This window comes from Enterococcus quebecensis, assembly GCF_001730365.1.
GTDB lineage: Bacteria > Bacillota > Bacilli > Lactobacillales > Enterococcaceae > Enterococcus_L > Enterococcus_L quebecensis.
This window is the reverse complement of record NZ_MIKB01000002.1, coordinates 23,257-41,223: the sequence shown is the minus strand read 5'-3', so window position 1 is coordinate 41,223 and position 17,967 is coordinate 23,257. Positions and strand designations below refer to the sequence as shown.

Sequence of the window (17,967 nt, the reverse complement as noted above, 5' to 3'; positions counted from 1 at the left end):
AATGTTTTTGAGAAAGAAGTGACATAGATGAACAAGCGCTCAAAGAGCTATATTTTAATAGGCGTATTGTGTTTCTTTTTTATTCTTTTCATTGGATGGAATCTAAAAAGTGACACAGGATTTTTTGCCAAATATTCATCTGGAGAAAAACAACCTACTCATAATGTAGTAACAAAATCAGAGTTGGAAACGAACATCGACCAAGAAATCAAAACAAGTCATTTTCAAGGAACAGCTTTATTAGTTAGTCAAGGCAATATTTTTTTTCAACAAGGCTATGGCTATGCTGATGCAGAAAAAAAACTTGTCAATAAAACAGAGAGTGTATATCCTATTGCTTCTTTACAAAAAATAATTACTGGAGCGATTATTTTAGAACTAGTCCAGGCCGGGGAACTCAAAATGGATACGACTTTAGCAAGCTTTTATCCAGAGCTTAAGTATAGTCAAACGATTACAATCAGAGATATGCTTAATCATACTTCTGGTATTCTAATGCCAGAAGAAGAACCAGCAACACTTTTAAAAACTCAAAAAAGTCAAATCGATAATGCGTTAAAGTCGTTAGCAGTAATGCCGGATAAAGAGTTTATGTATACAAACGGGAACTATACATTACTGGCAGGAATAATTTCTAAAATTAGTGGACAAGAATATGAGGACGTAGTACAAAAACGAGTCATTGAAAAATTGTCTTTAAAACACACTTATTTTTGGGATAACTTGCCAAAAAATGAAACGAAAGTACAACCATATTTTTACGAAGGACAAGACTACCAAACTGATTCGTTTTCAGCAAATGAAAAGTTGTTTTCAAGTTTGTTAGGTGCTGGGAATATGTATATGTCTACGGCGGACTTTCTTACATTCATTCAAAGTCTAGCCAATGGTCAACTCTTTGACCAAAAACAATATGAACAGCTCGCAGATGCCAAAAGAGAAGGATATCAAGCAGGTATATTTTATTTTGATGGACTAAAGTATTCAGAAGGGAATTTAGGGGCTTACAATACGGTTGTCTATGGTGATCTCGCTAATCAAAATCTAGTGATTTTATTTGCTAATCAAGCACCTGTTAATGGAATGAGTGAGTTAAGTAGAGGTTTATATAATCAATTACTGAATAAGTAAGACGTTTTTTGTGCATAGGATGAAAAATAGATAGGAAGTTTTTCATTTTTATGCTATCATTTTTAATAAATCTATTAAAGAAGGTGAAGAGATGCCGCTATTATTTGGAACGGCTGAATTCAATGAAAAAGAACATTTGACGATTGGCGGGTGTGATACTGCTGTTTTAGCAGAGAAATATGGGACACCATTATTTGTATACGATGTTGCTCATATTCGCCAACGTGCTAGAGGATTTAAACAAACATTCAACTCTTTAGGCGTAAAAAATAAGGTGATTTATGCCGGTAAAGCATTTTGCTGCATCGCCATGTATAAACTTTTGGAAGAAGAAGGATTAGGGTGTGATGTTGTCTCTGCAGGAGAAATTTACACTGCAATCAAAGGTGGTATGTCGCCAGATAATATCGAGTTTCATGGGAATAATAAAACAAAAGAAGAACTTGTTTACGCTGTGGAACAAGGAGTAGGAACGATCATTATTGATAATTTTTATGAAATCGATCTATTGAGCGAGATTTTAAAAGGAAAAGATAAAAAGCAAAAGGTCATGTTTCGTATTACGCCAGGAGTAGATGCCCAAACCCATGATTATATTTTAACAGGACAAGTAGATTCCAAATTTGGATTTGATGTAAATAGCGGAAAGGCTACAGAGGCTTTAGAAAAAATCTTAGCAGATGAACACTTAATTTTACAAGGGGCACATTGTCATATTGGTTCGCAAATTTTTTCTGCGGAAGGCTTTTTAGCTGCTGTTGAGAAAATGATGCTGATTTTAAATGAATGGAAAAATCAGTTTGATTACACTGTGAATATTTTGAATATGGGTGGTGGGTTTGGTGTGAAATACACTGAATCTGATGATCCTCTGGAACCAGAAGTTTTTGTAAAGGCTATTGTAAATGCAGTAAAAGCTCAATGTGAATTATTAGATTACTCATTTCCAGAAATTTGGATTGAACCTGGCCGCAGTATTATCGCTGAGGCTGGAACAACGATTTATACCATTGGCTCGCAAAAAGTGATTCCTGATGTTAGACATTACATCTCTGTAGACGGTGGAATGGGTGATAATATACGCCCTGCTTTATATGATGCCAAATATGATGGTTTTCTAGCTAATAGAATCAGTACAGAAAAGCCGGAAGAAGTGAGAATTGTAGGGAAATATTGTGAATCTGGTGATGTCTTGATCAAAGAAATTGATTTACCTCCAGTAGAAGCTGGAGATCTATTTGCTATAACAAGTACAGGTGCATATGGTTATTCAATGGCGAATAATTATAACCGTAATGTAAAACCTGCAGTTGTTTTTGTAGAAAATGGCCAAGATAAATTGGTGATTCGTCGTGAGACTTATGAAGATTTGATTGCGTTGGATTGTGAATAGTAATAAGAGGTAATAAAAGACGTTGTGCCGAGATTTATTGTTTTTGTAGAGTATGAGGAAAAAGTGATTTTTACTTTTAGCTGTCCAGTCACCCAGCAGTCTATAATAGTTAAGTAAGTGAGTAGCCGTAACGCTACTCACTTTTTAGTCTTTTAGATTACCAATAAAATTGTAATGGATATCAATAGTCAAGATTCGATTTCGCTTAGTTCCTTCAGGCTTGTGAATGATAATTTTGTCAATCAACTCGTTCACAATCTCCACACTCAACGCTTCCAGTTGAGTGTATTTCTTGACTCTATCCATAAATCTTGAAACATCTAAACTTTGATTTTCTTGTGCTGAAAGATTTGTTTTAGCGACCGAAATAGTATCAATCAGTTGTGTTTGTTCTTCTTCGTAAGTCTGACTCATTTTCATAAAGCGCTCATCGGTTAATTTCCCAGAAAGAGTATCTTCATATAATCGTTGGATAATTCGGTCGATCTCTTCATAGCGTCGTTCATCAGCTAAAAGCTTTTGGCGTTGATGATTCATCGTTTTACTTGATTCTAGTTGGAATTTTTTCTCTAGTTTTTTCAAAAAGACTTGTTTATCAAAATTGATTGTCTTTAGGAGTTGATTTAGCTCTGTTAAGACAATGTCTTCTAAGTCGGCTTTTCGGATATAGTGTGGATTTTCGCAACGATCAAAGGTTCGGGCATATTTAGAACATTTATAATGATCTAAATTCTGTCCATTCTTTTCAAAAGCACAGTAGTAATGCTTGCTACCACATGTCTCGCAAAAGACCAATCCCGCAAACAAATTCTCATGTCCAATTTTAAATCTAGGATTACCTGACACTCGCTTATGTTGTCGCATTTTTTGTACGATATCAAAAGTTTCTTGGTCGATAATCGCCTCATGGGTGTTCTTGAAAATCAACCATTCTTCTTTAGGAAGCTTGATTGTTGTTTTATCTTTAAATGATTTTCTTCGAGTTTTCCCGTTTACAGTATGTCCTAGATATTCCATTTTTCCAATAATATCTACCACCATAGATCTATTCCAATTGTATATGCCTAAACTTACTACTTGAGTATTTTCTCCTAGTGAAATTCTTCGTCTCGAAGGTGTTTCGACATGATCCCTTTCTAAGTCTCTGGCTATTTTGTATAAAGTTTTCCCAGCTTTTACTTCAGAAAAAATCCTCTGGACAATTTCTGCCCCTAGAGGATCAATGACCCACTTCTTAGGATTCTCTGCATCGCGCTTATACCCATAAATGGCGTGGCTTATCATCCGTTCGCCAGCTTTTGCCTTCGCTTGCTTAACGGCTCGGATTTTTTTACTGGTATCCCGTGCATACCACTCATTGAAGAGATTCCTCAGTGGAAGTAGGTTGGCGTCATTATCCGATTGCTTACTACTATCAAATCCATCATTCACGGCAATGAAGCGAACGTCGTTTTCAGGAAACGTAATCTCAATAAGTTTTCCAGAATCCAAATAGTTCCGAGCGAGACGACTCAAATCCTTCACAATGAAATTTTTGACTTTGCCTGCCTCAACGAGTTCGACTGCTCTTGAGATAGCGGGACGGTACGATAAACTCGTACCAGTAATCCCGTCATCTACAAAGTAAATCGGGTTGATCAGTTGCTCTTTTTCAACAACCTCCAATAAAATTTTCTTTTGATTGGCAATCGAATCACTTTCATTTGCATTTTTATCATCGTTTGATAACCGACAATAAACGACGGTGATATTTTCTTGTTGCGTTAAATCTACCTGTGTATAGTCTTTAATTGTCAATGTACGTGTGTTCATATAAGTGTCCTCCTCTTATTTGTTGAAATAGTTGATTTCACCTATAACCCACTGACAGTATACCTCTGCTCGGAGTAAAAGTGGAGTCTTGATTTTGTCTATTTTCCTTGTAAAATAAGTCGTTCTATAATGGATCGAAGAGATTGATTACCGATAAATTTTCGGTGGATGATATAGGTGGTGGAACCAATTTTTCTGACAGTCGATGGTTTATTTTTCTTTGTCATGTTCATCACCTTCTTTCTCTGGCAACTCACCACCACCAATAATCAATAAGGAAAATTCCTCAAATGTAATCACTCGAAAGAGTAAAATGGACTCACCTAATTTCTGAGTTAAATGCTTGAGTAGCGTATCTCGTCGCTTGGTACTCGGCACGATCCAAACAATAAAGGGAAAGACGCCGTCATGTTGACGCTGTTCTACACCACTCTGAAAATAAGTTAAATAAGCTTCCTGACACTTCTTCACAATCCGATGAGGGGGCTCGCTATCCAAATCAATTTCGAGAAAGTAACTGTCAATATAGTCATCCACCAACAGTTCCACATACAAATCTGGTTTGAGGAATTTGAGAATACCTCGTTGGTTAAAGGTACGCCAAGCGGCAGGTTCAAATTGTGAGAGATGAACTTCCAGTTTATCTTGTAGTTGAAGTTCCATCAGTTGGGTATAGATTTCTGAAATAGCTAAGTGGTGAGTGATATTGAAATAGGATAATTCTGTGATTCGTTTCTTTGGATAAGGTTTATCAATCTCTAGCCATTTATATACTAATTTGTATCCAGCTGGTGTTAAGCTAATCACTCGGCTAGACGAGCCTTTTTGGATTCCTCCAATACGTCTCTCAAGAAAGAAGATAACACCAGCGGTATCTAATCGGTTAATGAATCGATTGGTTCGTTTCTTTCCAGCAGTCTGATTTGGACTATCATGAAAGAAAATCTGTCTGATTTGTTCCGTAGATAAAAAGCGACATTTTCTTAAAAGAAGTAGTAACTCTTTATCCTTATCGGTTAGTTGTTGATCCACTTCTATCAGTTGTTTTCTGCTCACTCGTTTATTTTCTGGCTGATTCTGTTGATTGTTCATAAAACATCTCCTCCTTAAATTCTTTCATCAAAACTCTATCTGTCTATTAAAATAGACAGAAGAGTCTCCGTCCTTAAAGTGATCACTTTCCTTTATCGTCGGGGAGTCTGGTAGTTTTTATCTTTACCCGAACACCCACCCGAAGAGTCACTCTTTTTCTTCCGTTTTTCCTTGTTTTCGTCGTCCTATCTTCAGTTCTGGTTTCGTTTCTTCTGTAGGTAATACTTCAGAAACACTCGGATAACCGAAAGTCTCTTTCATCATTTCGTTAATTTCTGAAACTGGCATTCCGTACCGTTTTCGACTTTCATTTTTTACCATTTCTAAATCAGTAATTTCCGGTGTGGGCGGATCAGTAATACCACTCATCCATCCTGTAGGCTTGCCTCCGACAAGGAAATTACAATAGACGGAGTATGGTGGAATCTTGCGAAAATCAACAGCTTGCAGATCTGGCGAAGCGAGTGCGGCGAAATCTTTCGCATCTGAACTATTCAGCTGAAATAGAATTTTATTCTGTGTATTTGTATCTAATCCTGAACGTAAATCAGTAGGCATTTGATTTCGGTATTGATTGGCAATGTGGATTGCCATGCGGTACTTCCTTGCTTGGGCAAGTGCTTCTGAGATATCTAATGGCAGGTGCAAAAAATTCTGCGCCTCATCCAAATACAAACTACATATCTGCCGTTCTTCAATCGGTACTGTCGACCGATTCAGGCAAAGCATCCAGACCATCGAGATAATCATCGCGCCAAGCAATGAAACGGCTTCTGCGCCCAACACGCCCTTATTGAGGGGGATTAAAATGATTGGACTCCGTCCTGTTTTGAAAAAGTCGGTCAAGCTCCATTTGGGTTGCTTTTGCGCCAGACAATTCTTCAACCCTTCTCGTAAACTAAATTGACGGAGTTTATTCAATACAGGGCGAAGTTGTTGTCGTTGTTCATTTTCACTGAGGTCTTCCCACTGCGCCCAAAAGTGAAGCAATTCCAAATTTGTTACTTTTTTCAACATTTTTCTGCGGTAGCGATCATCGGTAAAAAGTAGAGGCAGGTGTAAAAGTGTGACGTCATCGTTTGCTGCGAGCGTGAGTAATCCACTGGTCAATAAGTCTTGTGAAAACACGCCAAAATTGTCTTTAAAAACCCCTTTGAAGATACTTAGTATCGCTTCTGCAATTAAGGATGGATCGACTTCCTTCGAGAGAGCCAACGGATTAAATCCTGCCACCGCTTCTGGATCACAAGGGTCAAGGTAAATCACATCTTGTAAACGGTCTTTTGGAATTCTTCGACAAATATCATTCGTGAGGTCACTATTAGGCTCGCAAATCAACACAGGACGTTTTGCCTTTATATCACTCATGATTTCGTGTAGGAGGGCATTTGTTTTCCCGACTCCTGCAGGACCGACGCACCACGTATGGCGACAGGCATCTAAGGGGGAGATCGTCAGTTTTCTTCGGCTATTTAGATTTTGATTCAAAGTAGTCCCAAAGGAGCGTTGCTCGTTTTCTGGTGGATCAACCATCCAAGGAGGTGGCAATAATAATCGTGGATGAATCGGTGGGACACCTTCGTAATCAAGTGCCTCTCCAGTCGGTAGAAAGAATAAACTCGCGCATTCCGTCACATTTACTTGTAATGGCATTTGCCAAGGGGTAGAAGCGACATTCAGTCTTTCTGCTTTATCATTGACTAACGTTAACTGTAGCTTTGGTTGTTCCATTTTCCGAAAGACACTGAGAAGTGCTTCAAATTGTTTATTTGCTTTTATTGGACTTTTGACGGAACTACCAAATCGGACAACACAGCCCACCCGATGTGTTCTGATCTTTTCTTGAATCATTGCTCGGGTTTCTGTTGATGCCCGTGGAATATTTCCTAAAATCATAGAAAAGAGTGGTGTATGTGGATCTGGAATATCGTTTGGGACTTGCATCGGCTGATAATTTCTACCTAACAATACTTGGATGACTACCTGTTCCTTCTCTTGTTTTGAAAGAATCGCTAACACAGCTTGGGTTAACGATTCAATAGCGGTCGTTTGTAGGGGGAATTTTGAACGATGAGAACTGAGCTTTTTTGCCCATAAAACAGGTTGACGTTCTGGTGCATCAAATGAAAATTGTTCGGAGAAATCTTGTGACCCATACGAACTGAATACCGCTTCGATTTTGGAAAAATCCTGCTTGTCTGCACCAATGTAATAGTGAACGTTTTTGTTAAATCCTCGAATTTCTAAGACAATCGTGCCTCTAGGATGCAAAGTAAACAGATGGTGGATCACCTGTTCCACTTGTTCTTGAGAAAAGGGACGACTCCAAGAGAATTCTTTAAACACTAAGTTTTCTGGTAGATGCTTCATACGATCACTTCCATTCGTTGGCTTTGGCAATGCGGTATGAGACAATACAGATGGTCAATATTGCCGCCATGATGACCAGTACCCACCAGTATTGAAGAACTAATCGAGCAGAAATATTTAGCAACAGACACATACAGAAAAATAGGAATAGGTAGCCTACTAGCTTTTTCATGGCTCATTCACAACTCCCTCTGTCGATTCTTTTGAGAAATCCCTAAAATGGATCGAGTAAGCAGGGACAGGATAGTTTTTCATTTTAATGTCACAAGCGACTTCATTGCCCCAAATTTTCCAATTATAACGTGGACGGCGAGCGAACAATTCCAAGTATTCACCTTCTGAACAGCGCTCAATGATGTCATAGACTTCTTCTGGTTTGTGGCTGTGGTCTTGAAGAGGTAGAAAGCCCCAGTTCATTTGTCCTTTGAACTGAATCGGTGCTTTGCCTCGTGTGCCGAGTAATAAGTGTTCCGTACAATTTCGTAAATAGACACCTAACCCAAGCCGAGGCTTAACCCAAGTAAAAATACTGCGTGGCGTAAAGCCCCATGCACGAAGCACGTCATATCCTGCTTCTAAGGTGGCGTTGGTCACCCAAAGCCAACAATGAGCATTGTCTTCCACAAGATCTGCGACTGGCATGGCTTTAATTCGATCCAGCGTCATCAAGTTGTAATGCTTGACGGCGCCGTAGTTTCCTTTTTGTTGGATATCCCATGGTGGATCAGCTAAAATGGTTTTAAATTTTTTAGGTTGGTTTTGATTCATGATAATCAGTCCTTTCGCTTTTATGCTTGTATTCTAGTGACCATTAAATACTATCGTTACGCAGGTTTCTAGTGTAAAATTGTGTGAGATATTGACCGATAAGACACGACTTTACAGAGGTACACAGTCAGATAAGAGGGTTCACTATCCAACTGAAAAGTTGTTTTAGAAAGAGTGTCAAAATATTTTTTTTGACACTCTTCATTCGCTTTACAGCTCTTTATTGTGTCGCAAAAATTCATCCATCATGGCTTTTCGAGTGGCGAAGGCATCGGCATCCAAATCCACTTTTTGTTGGAGCAATGAGGCATAGAATTGTTCTTCTTCGGTGTATTCTGGTTCATTATTCACAGGTTTGTCTTTCTTAAAAAAATCAACAATAAACCAGTAAGCAAACAAACCAGTTGTGGCAATACCAATAATTAAAAAGAAACACATAAAACTAGTGACAATATCGAAATGCATATTAATTTCCTCCCAATCTTTGATTTGCTCGAATCGTGTATTCATCTACAATCATTTTGAGGCGTGGTTCAGCAGTTGGTGCCATATCTGAGAGCTGTTGCTCTAACATTGATAAGTTGGCAATGTTCGTCATAGCGGTGTTCGTGATAAGCGACATACCGTTCTCTAGCAAGTTTTTACGCACCACGGCGCGCACGATCTCGCATGAATCTTTGTGTATTTGACGTTTCGTAGCGATGGGCATATGATCCGTTGAAAAGTTGGTTGGACTAAGGGCTGCGGAATAATCGTTTTGTTCTTGGTTGTTCATTTAAGTAACCTCCTAGACCATATACTCGAGAATATGGTATGATTTTTTTATCAACTAGCTGATGAGAAAATTCTAGCATGTTGGTTTTGGCATTTGTTGCTAAAACCATTGCTAAAATCTTGCTAATTTCGAGGAGGATAAATATGTTCAACATACCCGCCTATTTTCAGATTGTCTTAGAGGAGTCTATGGAAGTTGGGGAGTGGAAATTTCCTAAACATATAAGTGAAGCAATGTCTCATGTTTTAGTGGAACATTCGGATGATTTTTTAACAAACTACTTTTATAACCAATTTTTTCAAGGAAGCAACAAAGGAAAATCGCTATATGATGAGATTTCAGAAATGATGAAGAGACAAACTCATTCAGAATATATCTATGGTATGGCTACTCGCTTTTCATTGATTAATGATCGGAATAGTAAATTTAATGCGGAGAAAGTCGCAGAAAAATTGTTACGAGCAATAAAGAATGGAAAAAATTTATCAGGGGATATTCGGCAAGGATTGATTTCTTCTTACTACGCAAATCGTAAAGAGACAATTTATTTGTTCCTTTCCGAAGCTTTATATTATGCCTTAGCAGTTCAGAAAAAAGGAAATACTACTTATCGACAAATGGAAAAAGTAATGAGAAAAGAACACCGTTCTCCTTTATTTAAAGAAAAATTAACATGGCTTGGTCTTTCAGAAGAGGATATACAGGCAACGGAGTTTTCTCCTCGCTTAGTGGAGGCATTAAAAATAGTGACTAAAAAAGATATTGAAGTATTTCTTCAAGTAGCATCTCTTTCGCTTTATGATGAGGATGGCAACTATTATTTATATAAGCCAACCACAGAAGAAGAATTTGAGTTGTATAAGAAATACGGTATAGAAAATAAAGAATTCTTATTAATGAATGAATGTGGTTTTGTAGATGTGGGCGTTCCAAGAAAGAACAAGATGGCTGTTTTCGATGATGAACTTGTTGGTTTTCAGAATCTTAATCTAGTCTTAGCTATACGTACAAAAGAAAAGCAAACCTGTCAGCTGAGCTACAGTGACTTTTCATTCACAACGGTTGGAGAGGAATTAATGGAGATCATTGAATTTAATTCATCTAATGATTTCTTCATTGAATTAGCCAAAATCATGAAGAAACAATGGCAGAGAGTTCCATTGATTATGTCCATTTTTGATGTTGAAGATTTGGAAAGTTTTGAAGATATGACAGATATTGATTGGTCAACAGCACTAATCATTTAAAGTGGTTAAACTAGTCCTCCTTTCATGTGCTGAGTGCAGAAAAGATACTTAGTGAGCGCTGTAGATTGCCCAATCATCTAATGAAAAATGAAAAGGAATCTAAACGAGCAATCACGTTAATGGAAAAAGTCGGTGGCATTTCCCGCATTCAGCACACGAAAATCTAATTATTCATCGATTTTTATTCACAATTGAACTTTTGCCTTAATTGAGACACTTGAAAATCCTTACAGAGCTGTTTACTTCCTTCACCAGATAAGTCAATCGCAAAGTCAGGGAGTGGGAAATTACTATTACCTAGCTCAATTCTACTTTTCACTCGTCTAAACTGGTCATTCGCACGTCCATTACTATCTACTTCGGGCTGCACACCATCAAAGTTCACCAAGGTATTATCATTATATAAACTGACAGAGAAATTGCTTTTGTTGTAGAACGTTCGTAGAACCATAAATGCCTGCGCAGATGGAGAGACAGACGTTCCTAAATCAATAGTTGTTCGACAGGCATAAGCTACTGTTTCTAGTGATTGTTCACATTTTACAAGACTGGCATTATTTCTACCAGTTCTTGTTCGTCCATCAACGCCTAAATTCACAGATGATCCGATTTTATTTGGATAGAGAATTAATGAACTGGCACCATTGTTAGAACCATTAAATGGCTGATCTAAGCTTTCCAGATTTCCACCATTCACAAAAGAAATAAATTGTGTATGTAATACTGCTGGGTGATTGGTTGTCCATATTTTCTTGTCATTCTTCGGGAAGGTGTAGGCACCATCTTTAAATCCAGTATTATTCAAATCAACAATTAGGTTTGTGGTATCTCCTAAATCCGAACGCATAAACCATTTGATCTCTACTTTATTAAAGACGGATTGAGATTTTAATGGAACGACTTTCATGCCACCCTCTGGAATCTCACCAAGAAAATCAGCTGTCTGAGTTTCTAGTTTTACACAGGTATAGGCTTGATTTAAGTCTGCATCATTCGTAGATGTTTTTGTTTGGATAATGGTTTCTCCATCTATACTGCCAATTCCTGCGTGTCCTAACATCTGACAGCTCTGATCCTGTGTCCTTTTAGCTAGTTCTGCAGCTACTTTTTCACATTGCTTTGCCGTTGCACCTGTCTGATTCTCGCCACAATTATTCAATTGCCAATTTAGAAATCGTTTGGCATCTTCCACACCAGCCTGAGCGGAGTCGTAGGCACTTTGAGAAAGGTCTTGTTGGGAGGCTTGTTGCTGATCACGAATCATTACTCTGATAAAACTGGCGACAACGACGCTGACCAATAAACACGCAGCAACCACTAAAAACATGGAAACACCACCTTCTTTAAATTTGGCAAATTGACTTTTCTTCATCTTTTCTTCCTTTTTCATTTATTAAAACCTCGGTGATAACTCTCTCGTATAGGTTGTTCTGTATGCACCAGCATTCGTTGAGTTTGCTTTTGCCCATAAATAAGTATCGGCTCTGAAATTATAAATTTCTGCAGGTGTACCTGATTCTTCGCGCAAACCACCTGCCGTACGATAGGAATAAAGAGCTTTTGCTTTTATAGGTCCATTGATTTTAAGCGGTGTATCGCAGTTTTTAGGCAGAACAAAGGACTTGTTCCTGACCAAGGTACCATTTTTAGGTTCGGCGCAAGTCACAACTGATTCATCCGCAAGTAGCCAAGCGTCTAATTGGGTTACATTAGGTGCGATATTAATCGTTTTTCCAATGAGAATGACTTGTTGAATATCTGATAGTGAAGAGGGGGTATTTTTTATAGAGATATCTGCAGTAATATTCAATGTTTTATCTTGTCCGTCAATAATGACTGTCTTTCCAGTTGTGATTTGTGAAGAGACTAAAGCATTTACATCAATGGTGGACGAAATACTCTTACACACGATAAATCTTGGATTGGCTGATTCTTTACAGCCATTCGTCACGTTCGTAGTGTAGCGAGCTTGTAGCTTACTGACCACATCATTAGAGGGTACCGTTCCATAACTGCCTAATGTAGCGGTATTATTTGAAAAGGTTAATGACTTGTTCATTGCACGTCCAGTAGTCGGACCAGAAGCAGAACCAAATCCTACGATGTTTGAGCCACTGAGCCCTACATATTCCACCCATGAGCCAAAAGAGTTCTCTTTATACTTGAAAGGACTTGATGTTTGAATCCCTTTTTCTGCATAAGTATTGCCACCCCAGACTTGCATTTTAGGTTCCTTCATAGCGATCAAGCAGTAAGGCGCGCTATGTCGCCAATCCTTATTAGTGTTTTGTTGGTCTTCCGTTTGTCCAGCAGTCATTTTATAGGGACTAACAGACAGGGCGATACAATAGCGTTGTCCTAGCTCCGCATCTTCTGGAAGAGCGAAGTTTTTCGCTAGGTTAGCAAACGTGGTTGTGCCAGTGAAAATTTGATTGCCTTTATAGGTTTTGTTGTCGCACTTACTTTCCGCTCGACTCACACCATGTGCTGTGTCATAAGCATCACAAGAATCGGATCGATAATAGTGCTTATAGTCACTTTCAGGGTCAATCCAATTCGTAGCCGTTGGATTAGCTTCTTTTTCACTAGGCACTGTCCATTCAGAAATCACCCACTGAGTATCTTTTGTCGTTGATGGAACCTCAATTGTTGGGACTGGGGGAGTGGGCGTTTCGCCAGGTGTTGATGGGATATCTACACCACCACAAGGAGTTGTAGGTGTGACCATGCAGGGCTTGATTTCGTAATCATAAGCCACATAAGCACAGCGCCAATCACTCCAAGCTTCAGATCCACCATCTTTTATTCGTCCAGTGTATTGACGTTGGCAAAAATTCTTTCCGACATCCTCCGATTTAATTGTATAATTTGTTGGCGGTTTGCCGTTATTATTGCGACTATATATGCCTGTAATTCCACTGAGTCCATGATAAACTGAATTACTTGCCTCATAGGAATAGCTACCACCGTTTTTGTTTATATTTGGCGTGTTGGCAGTATTTCTAACCCAGTGACTTTCAGGTGAGGCTACACCGTTTGTAGGGGATGCTGTTCTGGCATAAAGCAGATTATACCCGAGTGTTCCGAAACCATGTTTATTTGTTCCATCTGCTGGGGCAACATAATTTGTAGTATTTGTGGCAGTATGTTTCCAATTTAACGTTTCGCCAACTTTAGCAGTAATATTTTTACTTTGATAAGTATTATTGCCTGTGAAGCTACCTTTGATTTGAGTATTTAATGATAATTGCCACGGTTCAGCGACTACTTTAGCACAAACCCAATTGGAATAGCCACTTCCAGCATTGTGAGCTATTTTACTTACCCACATTCTTTGGCATATAGTCTTACCAATATCATCTTTATTTGTCGTGTAGGATGTAAAGCTTCCATTATCCCCAGAATAGGGAGAGATTTGGTAGAATCCTGTAACATTATTTACTGTAGAATTTTGCCGGATGAGAGGATTGTTAAAGGAGGCTAGCCTTGCGCCTTTACCGTTTACATTTAAACTATAATTCACTCCAGATCCACTTGTATCTGATCTGTGGCGAAAATATAACGTTTGACCAGCGGTAACCTTAAGTGGGTTGCTTTCTCCATTTGTGCCATTTACTGTGGCCTTATTGGTTGAAATATATGATTTTCTAGAGCTAGTCCAATTTACTGGGTTTGATCTTGTTATTCGAACAGGGGTGTTTTCAGTCGTACAAGCTCCGTCGATTCCAGTAGGTGAATACCCCCAACAACGACGAACACTAATAAACTTATTGTATGTCTTACCGTCTGCAGGAACACTACTTACATTAATTGAAATTTGCGTACCTTGACCAGCACTAGAGAACCAACCTGGAGCCTGTGTTGCTCCTCTACTAAGCCAATTTGCGCCATTTATAGAAAATGGTAAGCTACCTGATGCCTTAGCGTCAGTAATGTTTGTAGCATAGACAGTACGTCCAATATTGTAATAATGAATAGAGGTATAGATAGAGCCATAAATCGTTGCAGAAACAGAATTTCCTGTTGTAGAAATATTTACATTGTTTGCATAGATATTCGAGGAAGTATTATTTACCCACATAGCTCCTCCGGCTGCTCCACAACCTGCACCAAAGGTATCACACCACGTTTTAGTGCTTGCTTCCGAGTCGTTTCTCGGGCTATTACTCGTAGCTGCAAAAGTAAAGCTTGAGATCATCAAGCTCGCGATCAATGATACTACTCCAATAGAAATAATAGTGACAATCTTATTCACTGGTTACTCCGGCTGTTGATTCTGGAGTTCCACCCAGAGTATCATCTGAATTAACTACACCTTGTCTCATTTGATCAGAAATAGCTGCTATACTTTTTATAGATAGTATGTTATCAAATCTTAAATCAAGGCTATGCCCAGATTCGCTAAGCTCTTTAATTGCCATAAACTGTTTTTCAGCAGTCCCAGCGTCATTGTCTAAGACTGCTGAATAGAAAGATATGTAATGGCAGTTTATATCTTCTTCCCAATTTTCACGATTTGAAATGTCATTAGCTAAGACCTTATATTCTGAGGCTGTTTTTTCCTCTGTCAAGGCGGACAGTTTTTCGTTACTTTTCGTTATGTCGTCTGTTCCGCAGATATTTATATTTCTTGCTGTCGGTGTGTCTTGATTATTTTTCTGGGTTAATAAGACAATATTTAGTGTTACCGAGAATAATAAAGTTAATAAAAGAACACCAATAAATAGCTTTTTCAGCTTGTTAGTTGGTGTTGGTCGTGCGTTATTCTGTTCTTGTTCATTCATAATTGTCTCTATTTTAGCATAAAAGTTTTCAATGTCCTAATGAGCTTTCGGATAAAATTAGACGAGAAAAAAGCCCTGTCATAATAAATCTGACAAGGCTTAAAAATTAGTGAGTTTGTTTCCGTTTGAAGATGAATGTACCAATACTAGCAATTCCCACGAGAATCATTCCTAAAAGGGTAGTTGGTGTATTTATTTCACCAGTTTGAGGTAAGGAATTTTCTCCTGCCATAGCATTCGGAATTTGACCATTTTTATTTGAAGATGGTTTTTCGTCAGCTGTAGCAACATTTCCGCCAGTTTGGTTTCCTGATTTATTTCCAGAATTCGTATTGCTTGCGGAGTCTCCAGTGTTTGTTCTATTAGCGTCGCTATTTCCATTTCTTCCAGAATTATTTCCGCCAGCGCTATTGTTTCCGCTGTTTCCAGAGTTGGATCCATTGTCGCCAGTATTATTACTGTCGTTATTGTCATCGTTGCCACTTGTAGTTTTCTTAACTAATTTTGATTGCGTATCAGTTAAGGTTTTAGTAGCGGCGTCTACAGTAGCTTGAGTCAAAGTGGCTTTTGTATTTTGAGCTTCTGCTTTAGCTAGAACAGCTTCCGCGTTTGCTTTTGCTTCTGCAAATGGTTTCCAAGATTCTGGTGTATAATCAGCTTCTTTTAATGGATTCGCAGTTGCAATAGCTGCTTTCAATGCGTCAAGGTTTAAGTTTTCGTCAATTGGTGGCGCTATTTCATCTTTCTTATATTCAAATTTGAAAATTAACCCGTCTCCTAATGTTAAGGTTAACTCGGGGTTACTTACTAATGTATATCCAGCAATCGTTAGTGCTTTCTCTGTAGCTGCTTCCCATTCTTTTCCAGTTTTGGAGATGGTCGGCGCAATTTCTTTACCATTTTCATCCACATACATAACATAATATATTATGTCTTCTGTTGGGGTAGGAGCTTCAACTAGTTCTCCGATTGCACTCAACACATTGTTTGCGAACATATCTCGAACACTTTGCAATACATTAAGCAGTCCACCTTGTTCATCAAATTCAGGGCCGTCCATTCCTAAAGAGATATTTGGACTTTCATTGTAGTAGTTTATCACTCCATCCCATAATGACCAACCGCCGGCAAACTGACCGTTAATTTTTTCCATAACAGTAGTCCAAGATTCAGCAGTATAATCTGCTTTATTCAAACTTGTGTAGCTATTATAAGCTGCTTCTAAAGCAGTTCTGTCAATATCTTTCCCAAAAATTTCATGGTATTCCTTAAGAGGGGCCAGTTCGTCAGCCACTTCTAACTCAAGCGACACACCAGTAGTTTCATCTGTTGTTTGTTCGGGTAAAATAGGTGTTTGAGATAATTCAGTTTCAAGCAATGATTTTTCTGTAAGCTGAGTTTCTATTGGTTGTTCGATCTCGTCCACTTCAACAATGGGTTTCTCAGCGACAACTACTTCTTTTGCAACAATTGTTTCTGAACCCTGAATTTCAGGTTCTTGAATCTCTACTACTTGGCTACTTTCAGCCAGTTGAATTGGCTCTTCTGCTAGTTGTTGCGTCGCTGAAACTTCCTCTGCATTTGCAATTGGAGCCAACAAGAGTGGCGCAAATAACGTGACAATCATCCCAAGAGAAACAACTTTTTGACCTTGTTTCTTCGACAATAAACGTGTAGTTCTGGTTTCTTTCTTCATAATTATTCTCCTTTTCGGCTACTTGCCGTTTTTATTTTTTTATGATTAAACGTAAAAATCTATATAAAAAACGGGCTAAAACAGCACGAATAAGGAGAAAAACTTCTCACTTATTATAAAAGTGCTACTTTAGCCCGTTAGAATTGTCTAATGGTAAGTATTGTTGCACATTATAGCGTGTTTTCACTATTTTGTCAAGTTTTTTTGCTTGACAGGTGATTTGTTAAAGAGTAACGCCGTGTATTTCTAGACGCTACTCTCTAAGTTAACGATCCTTTTTAAAACGTATGTCCGCAGTGCGGGCATTTAGCTGTACCAGAAATTTGGTTGGAACTGTAAGATTTTCCACCGCACTTTGGGCATTTTCTTGGTTTACTTGGATCATACCCAAATTGACCTTCTGTGTAATATGTGTGTTGTGCCATTATCTTTCACCACCTCTCAAGTTTGATGAACGCTTTGTCTAGCTGAGTTCCTTTACACGTCTTTGAACTTCTAGTTCTCTGTGAACGGAATCAATTTGTGTGAGTAGCTGATTATACAGATTCAAGAATTCTGCCCGAAGAGGTTTAAAGTCACCAAATCTAGCCAGAAATGGATAAGTTTTTCTGATTTCTTCCGATTGTAGGATGATTTCTTCTAAAGAAGAAAAGTCTCCTGAACGAACAGCCACTTCTAACTCCATACAAAGCCCATCAATATTGTCCATCAATCCATGTACTTTTTTTACGGTTCTTCTCCGAAAATACAATGCACCACCTACTACAAATACAATTAGTACTATAATCCCCAATTTATCGCCTCCTTATCTGTCCAACTTCTCCATCGAACCAACGACAAATAGATAGCTAAAAGAAAGCGCAAAAACGCCAATTCCAAAAGGTAGTAACCTTCTAGAA

Annotated in this window: 15 protein-coding genes; 3 read left to right on the top strand and 12 right to left on the bottom strand. The window is 38.4% G+C overall.

The features are described from left to right. Nucleotides 1-27 precede the first annotated feature (27 nt). Nucleotides 28-1,131, top strand: a complete 1,104-nt coding sequence (locus tag BCR23_RS03005; RefSeq protein WP_069634037.1) for a serine hydrolase domain-containing protein — start codon at nucleotides 28-30, stop codon at nucleotides 1,129-1,131. 91 nt (nucleotides 1,132-1,222) lie between these two features. Continuing rightward, entirely contained in the window at nucleotides 1,223-2,524 is a 1,302-nt protein-coding gene (lysA, locus tag BCR23_RS03000; protein WP_069634036.1) for a diaminopimelate decarboxylase, read from the top strand. A 144-nt stretch (nucleotides 2,525-2,668) separates the two neighbouring features. Here the strand turns inward: lysA and BCR23_RS02995 are convergent, their stop codons facing one another. The 6 genes from BCR23_RS02995 to BCR23_RS02970 form a co-directional block, all read right to left on the bottom strand. After that, the gene (locus tag BCR23_RS02995) at nucleotides 2,669-4,336 is read right to left on the bottom strand and encodes a recombinase family protein (protein WP_069634035.1); all 1,668 of its coding nucleotides are present in this window, start codon (nucleotides 4,334-4,336) and stop codon (nucleotides 2,669-2,671) included. 210 nt (nucleotides 4,337-4,546) lie between these two features. Beyond that, a complete protein-coding gene (locus tag BCR23_RS02990) occupies nucleotides 4,547-5,428 on the bottom strand; it encodes a replication-relaxation family protein (protein ID WP_083241873.1) in 882 nt (293 codons plus the stop codon). A gap of 147 nt (nucleotides 5,429-5,575) precedes the next feature. Then, nucleotides 5,576-7,798 carry a type IV secretory system conjugative DNA transfer family protein gene (locus tag BCR23_RS02985; protein ID WP_069634034.1) on the bottom strand — a complete coding sequence of 741 codons (2,223 nt, stop codon included), beginning with the start codon at nucleotides 7,796-7,798 and terminating at the stop codon, nucleotides 5,576-5,578. 168 nt (nucleotides 7,799-7,966) lie between these two features. Continuing rightward, nucleotides 7,967-8,566 (bottom strand): MT-A70 family methyltransferase, encoded by a 600-nt coding sequence (locus tag BCR23_RS02980; RefSeq protein ID WP_069634033.1) that lies wholly within the window; start codon nucleotides 8,564-8,566, stop codon nucleotides 7,967-7,969. Between the two features lie 210 nt (nucleotides 8,567-8,776). Beyond that, the gene (locus BCR23_RS02975) at nucleotides 8,777-9,031 is read right to left on the bottom strand and encodes a hypothetical protein (RefSeq protein WP_069634032.1); all 255 of its coding nucleotides are present in this window, start codon (nucleotides 9,029-9,031) and stop codon (nucleotides 8,777-8,779) included. Nucleotide 9,032: 1 nt separating this feature from the next. Continuing rightward, complete coding sequence (locus BCR23_RS02970) at nucleotides 9,033-9,341, bottom strand: hypothetical protein (RefSeq protein ID WP_069634031.1); 309 nt, start codon at nucleotides 9,339-9,341, stop codon at nucleotides 9,033-9,035. Between the two features lie 143 nt (nucleotides 9,342-9,484). On the opposite strand from BCR23_RS02970, the gene BCR23_RS02965 reads away from it, so the two are divergent. Next, nucleotides 9,485-10,588, top strand: coding sequence for a DUF2806 domain-containing protein (locus BCR23_RS02965; RefSeq protein WP_069634030.1), 1,104 nt, complete (start codon nucleotides 9,485-9,487; stop codon nucleotides 10,586-10,588). 181 nt (nucleotides 10,589-10,769) lie between these two features. On the opposite strand, the gene BCR23_RS02960 is transcribed toward BCR23_RS02965, so the two are convergent. From BCR23_RS02960 to BCR23_RS02940, 6 genes are all read right to left on the bottom strand, one after another. Beyond that, a complete protein-coding gene (locus BCR23_RS02960) occupies nucleotides 10,770-11,978 on the bottom strand; it encodes a hypothetical protein (protein ID WP_071870079.1) in 1,209 nt (402 codons plus the stop codon). 3 nt (nucleotides 11,979-11,981) lie between these two features. Next, nucleotides 11,982-14,843: a hypothetical protein gene (locus BCR23_RS02955; protein WP_069634028.1), complete on the bottom strand. Its 2,862-nt coding sequence runs from the start codon at nucleotides 14,841-14,843 to the stop codon at nucleotides 11,982-11,984. Beyond that, nucleotides 14,836-15,372, bottom strand: a complete 537-nt coding sequence (locus BCR23_RS02950; protein WP_069634027.1) for a hypothetical protein — start codon at nucleotides 15,370-15,372, stop codon at nucleotides 14,836-14,838. Before BCR23_RS02950 ends, BCR23_RS02955 begins: the two co-directional genes overlap by 8 nt. Nucleotides 15,373-15,478: 106 nt before the next feature. Continuing rightward, nucleotides 15,479-17,068 (bottom strand): MucBP domain-containing protein, encoded by a 1,590-nt coding sequence (locus BCR23_RS02945; RefSeq protein WP_069634026.1) that lies wholly within the window; start codon nucleotides 17,066-17,068, stop codon nucleotides 15,479-15,481. Between the two features lie 278 nt (nucleotides 17,069-17,346). After that, nucleotides 17,347-17,493 carry a hypothetical protein gene (locus tag BCR23_RS14685; protein ID WP_167352145.1) on the bottom strand — a complete coding sequence of 49 codons (147 nt, stop codon included), beginning with the start codon at nucleotides 17,491-17,493 and terminating at the stop codon, nucleotides 17,347-17,349. Nucleotides 17,494-17,531: 38 nt separating this feature from the next. Further along, on the bottom strand, nucleotides 17,532-17,861 hold the full coding sequence (locus tag BCR23_RS02940; protein ID WP_069634025.1) for a hypothetical protein: 330 nt from the start codon (nucleotides 17,859-17,861) through the stop codon (nucleotides 17,532-17,534). Nucleotides 17,862-17,967 lie beyond the last annotated feature (106 nt).

Coding starts and splice junctions, on each gene's coding strand:
- BCR23_RS02960 (WP_071870079.1), bottom strand. CDS start 11,978: ATGAAAAAGGAAGAAAAGATGAAGAAAAGTCAATTTGCCAAATTTAAA.
- BCR23_RS02985 (WP_069634034.1), bottom strand. CDS start 7,798: ATGAAGCATCTACCAGAAAACTTAGTGTTTAAAGAATTCTCTTGGAGT.
- BCR23_RS14685 (WP_167352145.1), bottom strand. CDS start 17,493: ATGGCACAACACACATATTACACAGAAGGTCAATTTGGGTATGATCCA.
- BCR23_RS02950 (WP_069634027.1), bottom strand. CDS start 15,372: ATGAATGAACAAGAACAGAATAACGCACGACCAACACCAACTAACAAG.
- BCR23_RS02980 (WP_069634033.1), bottom strand. CDS start 8,566: ATGAATCAAAACCAACCTAAAAAATTTAAAACCATTTTAGCTGATCCA.
- BCR23_RS02945 (WP_069634026.1), bottom strand. CDS start 17,068: ATGAAGAAAGAAACCAGAACTACACGTTTATTGTCGAAGAAACAAGGT.
- BCR23_RS02965 (WP_069634030.1), top strand. CDS start 9,485: ATGTTCAACATACCCGCCTATTTTCAGATTGTCTTAGAGGAGTCTATG.
- BCR23_RS03005 (WP_069634037.1), top strand. CDS start 28: ATGAACAAGCGCTCAAAGAGCTATATTTTAATAGGCGTATTGTGTTTC.
- BCR23_RS02995 (WP_069634035.1), bottom strand. CDS start 4,336: ATGAACACACGTACATTGACAATTAAAGACTATACACAGGTAGATTTA.
- BCR23_RS02990 (WP_083241873.1), bottom strand. CDS start 5,428: ATGAACAATCAACAGAATCAGCCAGAAAATAAACGAGTGAGCAGAAAA.
- BCR23_RS02975 (WP_069634032.1), bottom strand. CDS start 9,031: ATGCATTTCGATATTGTCACTAGTTTTATGTGTTTCTTTTTAATTATT.
- BCR23_RS02970 (WP_069634031.1), bottom strand. CDS start 9,341: ATGAACAACCAAGAACAAAACGATTATTCCGCAGCCCTTAGTCCAACC.
- lysA (WP_069634036.1), top strand. CDS start 1,223: ATGCCGCTATTATTTGGAACGGCTGAATTCAATGAAAAAGAACATTTG.